We start from the raw sequence: 10,569 nt of genomic DNA, 5'->3' as shown, positions 1-10,569 counted from the left end.
GAGTCCCCGAGACCGAGCGGCGCGCCTTATCCACCCTACAACGGAGCCGGTTTCGTAGGGTGGATAAGCGCAGCGCATCCACCATCGGCCTCGCTGCCGACACGCTGTTGGCGGCGGCCACCCAAATTTGGAACTGCTGTCCACGGGTAGCGGGTGAACGGCGGCTCTGGATATTCTGGTATCATTAGACGGTTTAGGGGATGCGCGGCTGGCGGCGTCCGGTCAACCCGCGTAACGCGGCCGCCGACGATCCGCCGCCCGTGATTCTGCCCCACGCGGAGCTTACTCCTGGGCGTCGTCGGCAACCAGACACTGCACGCTCTCGATTGGCCATTTCGTGCCGACGCGCGCCGCTTGGAGCAGGTGCCGCGTGGCCGCGGTCGGCGGACAGCTTGCCGCTCGATGAACAAAGGACCGTGCGTGCGCCCCAGGCGCTGTCCTACAATCCACGTTTGGCACGACTGTTCCCGATCGGGGCGGTCGGACGGGCTTGACCGGGGGGCCGGGTCGCATCAACCGCGACCGGTATCCCAGTCGCGTCCGGTTGCCGCGACCCGATGCCCTTATCACGCAACCCTGACTTGCAGGCGATTCAGTATTATGATCCCGAGACGTTTCGGACTCTTGCCTCTTTGTGCGGCCCTTTCCTTCACGGCACTGGCGATCACCGGAAACGTCCGGGGCGAGGCCGAGACCGGCTCCGCCGTCCCTGGGGTGGAGCAGGGTGTGCCGGGTCATTTCACTTTCGCTTCCGTGGTGCGCCGCGCCGACGAACTGGCGGCCGAGCCGTATCAGCCGGATCAGCCCGCGCTGCCCCCCTTCTTCGCCAATCTGGACTATGACCAGTATCGCGATATCCGTTTTCGCCGCAACCAGTCACTCTGGCGGGCCGAGTCCCTGCCGTTCCAGGCCGAACTCTTTCCGCGCGGGTTCATGTTTAAGGACCGGGTGACCTTCAACGTGATCGAAGAGGGGAAAGCGGCCCCGGTGCTTTATCGCAACAGCCTGTTCGATTACGGCAAGAATACGGTCCCGCCGGATCTGCCGGAGGACCTGGGGTTCGCCGGCCTGCGGTTGCTGTATCCGCTGAATCGGGACGACGTGTTTGACGAGGTGGCCGTTTTCCTCGGGGCCAGCTATTTCCGCGCGGTTGCCAAGGGGCTGCTCTACGGGCTGAGCGCGCGCGGCCTGGCCATCGACACCGGGCTGCCGAGCAAGGAGGAGTTCCCGGTCTTTCGTGAGTTCTGGATGGAGAAGCCGGATCGGGACGCGACCTCCATCACCCTCTACGCCTTGCTCGACAGTGTGAGCGCGGCCGGCGCCTACCGCTTCCTGATCTCCCCAGGGCGGGAAACAGTGATCGATGTGAAGGCCCACCTGTTCCTGCGCGAGCGGGTGAAGAAACTCGGGATTGCGCCCCTGACCAGCATGTTCTTCCATGCTGAGGATACCGACCGCTTCATGGACGACTTCCGTCCCGAGGTCCACGATTCCGATGGTCTGCTCGTGGTCGACGGCACCGGCGAGCGCATCTGGCGTCCGCTGGTCAATCCCAAGGGGTTACGCATCAGTGCCTTCCGGTCCGAGAATCCGAAGGCGTTCGGTCTGCTGCAACGCGACCGTGACTTCCGCAGCTACCAGGACCTGGAGGCGTCCTACCAGAGTCGCCCGAGCGCCTTGGTGGAACCTATCGGCGACTGGGGCAAGGGTGCGGTCGAACTGGTGCAGATTCCGAGCGATTCGGAGCAATACGACAATGTCGTCGCCTTCTGGATCCCGGAGCGGACCGCCGGCGCCGGCGAGCAGTTCGAGTATGCCTACCGGCTGCGTTTCGCCGGCGATCCGGAGGCCAAGTTGCAAGGTGGGCGGACCCTGTCCACCCGGATCGGCGCCGGCGGCACCGCCGAGCTGGATTCCGAGAAACGCAAGTTCGTACTCGATTTTGGCGGCGAGACTCTGGCGGCGCTGCCGACCGATACACCGGTGGAGGCGTTCGTCTCAACGTCCTCGGGCACCTTGTCCACCCCGACGGTCCAGCCGAATCCCGAAACCAAGGGCTGGCGGTTGTTCTTTGAACTCACCCCCGATGGTTCAGGTCCGGTCGACCTGCGCGCCTTCCTGCGCAACGGCAGTGATGTGCTGAGCGAAACCTGGAGTTTCCAATGGATTCGGGAATAGCCATGGCGGGGGCCGCGGGGCAGTCCGGCGCCGCGGTCGCGGCGGCCGACCGCTCCCCGGCGGCCTGGGCGCCGGTGTCGGAGCGTGTCGCCCTCTACCTGCGTGCTCTGGGTATCGAAGACCCACTGCATCGCGAGCGGCTGTTGGCGCGCATTCAGCAGCGCTGGGAAGCGCGGGTGAGCGTGGTACCCTTGGAGGATCCGGTCGAGGCCGGTATCGAGGAGGCCTATGCCCTGCTTGATGCCTGGCTGTGCGCGGAACTCGACATCACCGGTGAGCTCGACGCATTGTTCACCGCCCGTGCGGCCGTACTGAGCGGTGCCGTGCCGAACTGGTCGGCACGCTTTTCAGGGGTCTCCGGCGAGTCGATCGCCGCCCAGGTGCGGGCTGCCGGCGTTCAGCCGGAGCCTGAGCCGGCCCCGCTGGACATGGCGCCCAGTACCATCAATCTGTGCTGTCACGACCTGGGTCGGCGCATCACCGGCGCTTTGCGGGTGCTGGCCGGCAACGAGCCGGCCGCCGCGGCGCCGCGTACGGAGCAACCGCGATGACCAGTGACTCCCGGATCGGCGTTATGGGCCACCATTACCGCCGTATCCTCTTTTTCCTGTTGGTGCTGCTCACGACACTGGGCGCCATGTCCCTGCTCAGCGTCGCTTTTCAGGACGGCGGGACCCGGCCGCATGAACTCGTCATGCTGGGCCTCTACGCGATCCTCACCCTCTGGATCAGCGCGTCATTCTGGACCGCGACCATCGGCTTCGCGATGCTCGTGACCGGGCGGGATCACTATGCCATCGCTAACGCGGATACCCGCGGCGCGGGCGCCGCACCGAGCGGCCCGTTCAAGACGGCATTGGTGATGCCGGTTTACAACGAGGATCCGGTGCGGGTCTTCGCCGGGCTGCGGGCGATGTGGCAATCCCTGGTGGAGACGGGTCAGCAGGACGGTTTTGAGGTCTTTGTGGTCAGCGACACCCGCGACCCGGATATCTGGGTGGAAGAGGAGTTGCTGTGGCGCCGCTGGGCCAAGGAGATGGGACATCCGGCGCGCGTTTTCTATCGCAACCGGGTGGAGAACACCAGTCGCAAGAGCGGCAACATCGCCGATTTCTGCCGCCGCTGGGGTGGGCGTTACCGCTATATGATCGTGCTGGATGCCGACAGCATCATGGCCGGTGAGACCCTGGTGGAGATGGTTGCACGCATGGAGCGTAACCCGAAGGTGGCGCTGATCCAGGTCCCGCCGGTCCCGGTGAACCGCTCCTCATTGTTTTCACGAATGCTCCAGTTCGCCGGTAGTCTCTATGGGCGGATGTTCACCGCTGGCCTGTCTTATTGGCAGCTCGGCACCAGCAACTTCTGGGGCCACAACGCCATCATCCGGGTCAAGCCCTTTGCCGATCACTGCGGGTTGCCGAAGCTGCCGGGCCGTGAGCCCTTCGGCGGGGAGATCCTGAGCCACGACTTCGTGGAGGCGGCCTTGCTGCGCCGCGCCGGCTGGCGGGTCTGGCTGGCCTACGATCTGGGCGGGAGCTACGAAGAGATCCCGCCCACCCTGATCGACTATGCCAAGCGCGATCGGCGCTGGTGCCAGGGGAATCTCCAGCATAGCCGGCTGGTGTTTGCGCGCGGATTCAAGCCGCTGAGCCGCATCCACTTCGCCATGGGTGTCATGTCCTACATGGCCTCCCCCCTGTGGCTGATCTTTCTCGTCGTTACCGGCGTCGCCGCCTACTTCCAGAGCCTGGTCGAGCCGGTCTACTTTTTCGGCAACAATATTTTGCCGGTCTGGCCGGAAACCTACACGGTGGAAATGACCACGGTGCTGTGGGTGACGCTGACCATGCTCTTCCTGCCCAAGATCCTGGCCCTGGTGCTGCTCGCCGCCAAGCCTGCCCTGAGCCGCCAGTTCGGCGGCCTGGTGCGCGCCACGCTGAGTGTGTTGACCGAGAGTCTGTTCTCCGTTCTCCTGGCGCCGGTGTTGATGCTGTTCCAGAGCAAGTTCGTGCTGGCCATTCTGCTGCGTCAAAACGTCGGCTGGCCGGCGCAGCAGCGCGGTGATCACCAGACCGGATTCGCGGAGGCCTTCGGGACCCACCTCTCGCACACGCTCATCGCGGTGGTCGTCGGTTTCCTGTCCTATCAGTATGTCCCGTCCTTCTTCTGGTGGTTCACGCCGGTCCTGGCCGGATTGGCGCTCTCGATCCCGGTGTCGATGATCACCAGCCGGGTCTGGCTCGGCCAACTCGCCCGGCGGGCCGGCATTTTTCTGACCCCCGAGGAGACCGCGCAGCCGCGGGTGCTGCACCTGTTGGAGCAAAATCTGGAGCGTGCGGGTACGCCGCTGTGCACCACCGCCACCGGGGGCGACCTCTGGTATCGGGCCGTCGTTGACCCCTGCGCCTACGCCCTGCACGCCTCCATGCTGCCGGACGAGACCCCGAACCGCCGGCGCCGCCATTACCTGGAGGGCCTGATCTTCCAGCTTCAGGACGAGGGCCTCGGCAGCCTCAAGCCCAATGAGAAGCGGGCGCTGGTCTCCCATCGCGACGGGTTGTTCGAACTGCATACCCTGCTATGGGCGGCTGCGCAGCCGCCGAGCCCGGGGCAGATTGCCGGGGCCGCGGCGAGTTCAGGAGCCATTCACCAATAAGTGAGACAAGCTCATTAGGGAACGACAACGAGTGTAGTCGCTGTTTCGCGTAAACCGGAGGCCGAGGCCCTGCCGTGAAAGTCGCGCAGCGACTCCGTGGGAGCGGCGTCCCGCCGCGACGGGGCCAGACGCGCAGCCGCAGCGTTCGAAGTCACCGCGGCACCGCATCGCGGCGGGACGCCGCTCCGACGGGGACTTTCATCTTCCGGGGTGGCTTATTCTTCCATGGCTGTTCGCCGGTCGATATCGCGTTTGCGTGGCCCTCGTTAAAGCCTCGACCTCCAGTGCACCACGCCCGCGCACTGGCCGGAACGATGATCAACGCCGCCTAAGCTGACGCCTCCATCCGCGCCGCCTTCTCCAACACCATGGCTTCCAGATCGCGCTTGAAAGCGGCGACCCGCTCGCGCAACGCGGGGTCGGCGGTGCCCAGGATCTGGGCGGCGAGAATGCCGGCGTTTTTGGCGCCGTTGATGGCCACGGTTGCGACCGGCACCCCGGCGGGCATCTGGACGATGGACAGCAGCGAATCCTGGCCGGAAAGGGCCGAGGTCTTCACCGGCACGCCGATCACCGGCAGGGGGGTGATGGCCGCGGCCATGCCCGGCAGGTGGGCCGCACCGCCGGCACCGGCGATGATCACCGCCAGCCCCCGCTCCACCGCGCTCCGGGCATAGTCATAGAGTCGCTGGGGGGTGCGGTGGGCAGAGACGATAGTCATCTCGAAGGGGACGCCGAGGTCGCGGAGGATGTCCGCGGCCTCTTGCATCACCGGCAGATCCGAGTCGCTGCCCATGATAATCCCCACCAGAGGCTTGATCTGTGGTGCGCTCATGGATGGTCCTCTCCGGTGATCTCGATCAGTTCGCGAACCTGTTCGGCTTTACGCCGCGCGTTCTCCAGATCCGGGTCCAGCACCGTCACATGACCCATTTTGCGATAGGGTGAGGTGGAGGCCTTACCATAGATGTGCACGCAGACCCCAGGGATCGCCAGGGCCGCTGCCATTCCTTTGATGACCGGCCGCCCGCGGTGTCCGGGGGCGCCGAGCAGGTTGATCATGGCCGCTGGCGAGAGCTGGTCGGTGGCCCCGAGCGGGAAGCCGACCACCGCGCGCAGGTGCTGCTCAAACTGATCGGTCATGTTGGCCTCGATGGTGTGGTGCCCGGAGTTATGCGTGCGCGGCGCGACCTCGTTCACCAGCAGTTCACCCGTGGTGGTCAGGAACAGCTCGATCCCGAAGACGCCGACCCCGCCCAACGCCTCCACGGTACGCTGCGCCAGGGCGGCGGCGGCGGCGGCGGTCGCCGCGTCCAGATCGGCCGGTGCAAGCAGCAGGTCCAGCACGTTTTGCTTGGGTCTGAAACACATCTCGACCGCCGGATAGCAGCGGCAGTCCCCATCGCGGCCACGCGCCACCAACACCGCCAGCTCTTTGGCGGCGGGGATGAAGCGTTCCAGGAGCGACGGCACGGGCAGGCGCTCCGGGTAGTCGGCCGCCGTGCTCATGATCACCACGCCGCGCCCGTCGTAGCCGCCGCGGCAGGCCTTCTGCACCAGCGGATAACCGAAGGCGGCGAAGTCCTCCGGGTTGGGGTCCGGCATGGGGATGAAGGGCGAGGTGGGGATGCCGGCGTCGCGCAGTGCCTGTTTCTGAGTCAGTTTGTCCTGGATCACGGCCAGCACGCCAGGGGCCGGGAAGATCAGATGGCCCTCCCGCTCCAGCGCGATCAGCGTGTCGCTGTCGATGTCCTCAATGTCGAAGGTGGTGACGTCGCACGACTCGCAGAGTTCACGCAGTCGCGCCGGATCGTGGTAGTCACCGACGATCTGGTGTCCGGCCACCTGACCGGCGGGCGAACTGCGTGTCGGGTCCAGCACCACGCAGGTGCACCCCAGACGTTTGGCAGCCTTGACCATCATGCGGCCGAGCTGACCGCCGCCGATGATGCCGATACGGGCGATTGGGTAGGGGTATCTGTCCATCCGCTCATCATGTCCGTTTAGGCTGGAATTGGAAAGGCCCGTTGATTCCGAGGCATTTGCGCTGTGCCCAGATGTTGTGGTTGCTGATACCTCGCAGACACTAGATGCTGCGGTTATTTCGTCACAGCGCAAATGCCTCATTCCAGAACCGATCCAGAACCGCGCGGGTCGCCGCCGGGTGTTCCCAGTGCGGCAGGCCGAGATGCGGTGCCAGGGTCTCATGCCGCCAGTTCGGATGGGCCGCGATAAACTCCGGGAGCCCTGCGAAATCGACATAGGGGTCGCGATCGGCGATCACCAGCACCGGCAGATCCCTGAGCCCGCCGTAAAGCCGATCGGCGGCCTGGGGCGTGAACAATTGCGTCGAGAGGAAATACAGCGGGGCATGGCGGGCGCCGGGCTGATGCGAGGTCGCGTAGGCGTAGTTGATCAGATCGTCCGGTGCCCTGGTCGTGAACGACTTGTTTAGGAAAAAGCGGATGCTGGGCCGCGACGCGACCAGCCCGTACAGCCCTTGGCTCAGCCCCGGCGTGGTCAGCACCCGATGCACCCTGCGGGCCGCGGCCGCGGACGGGAGCGGGCGGCGGCTGAAGCCGGTCGGCGAGATCAGCACCAGTGAGTCAACCAAGTCCGGCACGGCCGCTGTCGCGCGGGCGGTGAACTCGGCGCTGAGCGACAGCGCGACGACCGCGGCCGGTTGTGCGACCACCTGCGTCAGAAAATCGCTGATCGCGTCGGCGAAAAGGTCCGGCGTATAGGGGCCGGCCGGGCGCTCGGACTGGCCGAAGCCGGGCAGATCCAGACTGTAGACCGGCCGCTGCGCGCGATAGTGGTCGAACAGCGGCCTGAGCTCGTAACTGCTCGGTGCCGCATTGATGCTGTGGATCAGCACCAACGGCGTTCCGGCTGCCGGGCCGTCCGCATAGTAGGCGAGTCGCTGGCCCGCGCGGGTGGTGAAGGTCTTGCGTGGGGCGTCAAGGGCATCGGCGAGCGGCTGTGCGGCGGCTGGCGTGCGCTGGCGGCGCAGCTCGCCCAGGCTGGAGTTCGATTGGTCGGTTGTCATGAGGGCTCAGGTGTCGCAGCAGCGGTTGGTCCGCGGGAAGGCGATTATCCTCCAAAGCCTGGGCTTTTCGCGATCGGTGGGGCGCCGCGGTCTTGATCATCGTGGCGGCTGGCCGTGATCGGGACATACCGTGGTCGCTGCTGTAACATCATGATCTGGAGTGTCCACTGCGCCGTCCGACGACCGCGCGGATCGCGAGGTGACCGGGTTTATGACCAAGGCCCCCTCCTGGCCCCTTAGCCCCTCAAAATTCCCGCTTTTTCAACGCGGCCGGGCACGACCCGACTGGCAGCCTCCAAGATGCTTGCCAAATGGGGCGTGAGATCTGCGACTCGGTTGGAGCGAGCGCGCACAAGCACGATACCGAAAGGCAGCACCTTGATGTTCTGCTGAAACTCAAGATTGCGATCAAGAGTGACGAAAACATCACAGACGCTACGTGCGCGACGCAAGAGATCGCCGTTCTTGATGCCGGACCAACCAAGACGATGTACTGTCTCTATGTCATGCCCAACAAATAGATTCGCGAAGTCAGCCGGAAAATTTTCGTCAAGCAAGATGCGCATTGGCAATCACGGACTCGTAGGCAGCATCGAGCAGAAAAATCGCCTGTTCACGTTTAACAGAAGGAAACTGATGAAGAAATTCTTCTATAGTGTCTCCCCCTTCTAAATAGTCGAATAGTGAGCGCACCGGAACACGGGTGCCCAGAAATACCGGAGTGCCGCTAAGTATGTCGGGGTCGCAGCGCGTAATATCAGAAAGCACGGTCATTCAAGTTCTCCAGATGCTGAAGCGGTTTATGATCAATCTTCTCTCTTTTCATTGTCAGAGCGAATGCCGTGGTCCTGCCCTTGTTTTCGCCCGTCCCTGTTTTCCAATTATTGGGAGATAAAGACTTGATGTGCCAGACAGATCCTATATCTGCGGTATCAGACCGATTCCACCTGGTTTCCACACTGCCACCGCTGAATCCCCCGTCCCGCCGCTCATAGTTCCTTCCTGTCCCGGTTAAGACGAGCCTAGTCCATGCCGAACAACTCGTCAACCTACGAGCCGGAAATCCCTTGTTCTGGGGTCGCTATGTCAACACGCATACTAAATCAAACATGATCAATGAAATGGTCGAACCAATCACCGCGCGGGTGACCTGCTCGACCGACTAATCGCGATGAAATCTCTGCGTCTTTGTGTCTTTGTGAGAGAACAGATCTTTTCAGGTTCATGTAGGGACGATCGCCCGCCCTCGGTCAATGGACCCCGGCGTGCTCGCGCTCATGATCGTCTGCGATCGGCGGGCTCGGTGCCTTCAGCCGCACATAGACCGAGGCCAGGAACAAGAGCACATTGAGCACGCCGACCACGATAAAGGGCGCGCGCGGGTCCAGGTGGTCGAACAGTCGTCCGCCGGAGGAGGTGATCAACAGGATGCCGATGGCGCCGGAGACGTTGAAGGCACCGATGACTGAACCGCGTTCGCGTTTCGGTGCTTCCTGGCCGATGAGTGACTGACCGCCGAGATAGACGCTGATCTGGCCGATGCCGAGCAGGATGAAGAAATAGGTGGCATTGCCCCCGAGCGGATCATCCAGGAACAGCAGGGCGAGATTGCCGATGGCCGCCAAGCCCATGCACAGCGCCAGGGCCGAGACCCGATCCATGCGGTCGATCAGCGGGCCCAGCACCGGCGCCCACAGCAGGGCGGCGATCTGCGCGGTGACGAAGATGAGGGTGCCGGTCTTGATCGCCTCGGCGCTGCCCATGCCGGCGGCGATGCCGGCGGTCGAGCCCCAGAGCACCAGGAAGGTGGCATTGACCGATTGGTCGCCGCGCGCGATGAAGGCGCTGGCATAGGAGAGCAGAATGCGCGGGTTGCGGGCCTGGGCAAAGCCGCTGACGAAGAGCGCACGGACGTCCGGGCGGTCTTTCTTGTGGACCGGGGTTCCGCCCTTGAGTCCCAAAGCAACCAGCAGGGCGACGCCCAGGGCGATTCCGGCGATCACCAGATGGGTATAAAGCCCCGCTTCGTCGCCGCTGAATCCGGCCTTGGTCAGTGTCTGGGGCAGGGCGCCGAGCCCTTGGTTGGTCACCACGATGCCCAGTCCGCCCAGCACGCCGACGATTGCCACCATTTTGCCGCGTGAACGCTCGGCCGGATAGTCCACCAGCACGGTCGAGAGTGCGCCGGCCACCGTGACCACCCCGCAGGCATAGAGGATGCGATAGAGGTAGAGGTCGCCCACCGACTCGGCCAGCGGATACAGCGCATAGGTCAAGCCCAGCAGCACCAGACCGATCGCGTAGATGGAGCGGCGGCCGATGCGGTCGATCAGAATACCGGCGGGGATGAAGAGCGCCAGCGTGATCAGCTCGGTCCAGAACACCAGATCGCCGCTGATCGATCCCTGCTGGGCGGTCGGCACCTTGAGATGCTCGGTGAGCACATAGGTCTGGCCGATGGCGATGAAGGTCACCAGACCGATGGAAAAGAAGGCGGCACCAAGGAAGCTCCACCCGTGCCGCGGCAGAATGCCGGGCGCGAGATGAATGGGACCAATACGGTAGGCGGGATGCTCAACTGTCATGAAAGATGCTCGTCACTGGACCTGAAAAAGAGAGGATAAACGGCGGAATCGCGGGCGTGATCATCATTCCGGCCACCCGTCGTTGCGGCAGCCCGTCGCGG

9 protein-coding genes and 1 pseudogene are annotated in these 10,569 nt (G+C 64.3%); 4 read left to right on the top strand and 6 right to left on the bottom strand.

Going from position 1 to position 10,569, the window contains the following annotated elements:
• The 4 genes and pseudogenes from QZY03_RS00690 to mdoH all read left to right on the top strand — a co-directional run.
• Positions 1-188 (top strand): annotated as a pseudogene (locus tag QZY03_RS00690) (hypothetical protein); the annotation flags it as partial.
• A 412-nt stretch (positions 189-600) separates the two neighbouring features.
• Positions 601-2,178 (top strand): glucan biosynthesis protein, encoded by a 1,578-nt coding sequence (locus tag QZY03_RS00685; RefSeq protein ID WP_295577165.1) that lies wholly within the window; start codon positions 601-603, stop codon positions 2,176-2,178.
• Entirely contained in the window at positions 2,163-2,729 is a 567-nt protein-coding gene (locus tag QZY03_RS00680) for a hypothetical protein (RefSeq protein WP_295577163.1), read from the top strand. The genes QZY03_RS00685 and QZY03_RS00680 overlap by 16 nt, the downstream gene beginning before the upstream one ends.
• Positions 2,726-4,834 carry a glucans biosynthesis glucosyltransferase MdoH gene (gene mdoH / locus QZY03_RS00675; RefSeq protein WP_295577161.1) on the top strand — a complete coding sequence of 703 codons (2,109 nt, stop codon included), beginning with the start codon at positions 2,726-2,728 and terminating at the stop codon, positions 4,832-4,834. Before QZY03_RS00680 ends, mdoH begins: the two co-directional genes overlap by 4 nt.
• A gap of 328 nt (positions 4,835-5,162) precedes the next feature.
• Here mdoH and purE read toward each other — a convergent pair whose 3' ends face one another.
• From purE to QZY03_RS00645, 6 genes are all read right to left on the bottom strand, one after another.
• Complete coding sequence (gene purE / locus QZY03_RS00670; RefSeq protein WP_295577158.1) at positions 5,163-5,669, bottom strand: 5-(carboxyamino)imidazole ribonucleotide mutase; 507 nt, start codon at positions 5,667-5,669, stop codon at positions 5,163-5,165.
• Positions 5,666-6,820 carry a 5-(carboxyamino)imidazole ribonucleotide synthase gene (locus QZY03_RS00665; RefSeq protein WP_295577156.1) on the bottom strand — a complete coding sequence of 385 codons (1,155 nt, stop codon included), beginning with the start codon at positions 6,818-6,820 and terminating at the stop codon, positions 5,666-5,668. Before QZY03_RS00665 ends, purE begins: the two co-directional genes overlap by 4 nt.
• Before the next feature lie 121 nt (positions 6,821-6,941).
• Positions 6,942-7,883 (bottom strand): alpha/beta fold hydrolase, encoded by a 942-nt coding sequence (locus QZY03_RS00660; RefSeq protein ID WP_295577154.1) that lies wholly within the window; start codon positions 7,881-7,883, stop codon positions 6,942-6,944.
• A 236-nt stretch (positions 7,884-8,119) separates the two neighbouring features.
• On the bottom strand, positions 8,120-8,449 hold the full coding sequence (locus tag QZY03_RS00655) for a DUF5615 family PIN-like protein (RefSeq protein WP_295577152.1): 330 nt from the start codon (positions 8,447-8,449) through the stop codon (positions 8,120-8,122).
• The gene (locus tag QZY03_RS00650; RefSeq protein ID WP_295577150.1) at positions 8,433-8,657 is read right to left on the bottom strand and encodes a DUF433 domain-containing protein; all 225 of its coding nucleotides are present in this window, start codon (positions 8,655-8,657) and stop codon (positions 8,433-8,435) included. The genes QZY03_RS00655 and QZY03_RS00650 overlap by 17 nt, the downstream gene beginning before the upstream one ends.
• A 476-nt stretch (positions 8,658-9,133) precedes the next feature.
• Positions 9,134-10,468 (bottom strand): MFS transporter, encoded by a 1,335-nt coding sequence (locus QZY03_RS00645; RefSeq protein WP_295577147.1) that lies wholly within the window; start codon positions 10,466-10,468, stop codon positions 9,134-9,136.
• Between the last annotated feature and the right edge of the window lie 101 nt (positions 10,469-10,569).

Origin of the sequence: uncultured Lamprocystis sp., from assembly GCF_903933125.1 — a bacterium.
Taxonomy (GTDB): domain Bacteria; phylum Pseudomonadota; class Gammaproteobacteria; order Chromatiales; family Chromatiaceae; genus Thiodictyon.
The sequence above is the reverse complement of the archived record's forward strand: the minus strand, read 5'-3'. Positions and strand labels throughout refer to the sequence as shown.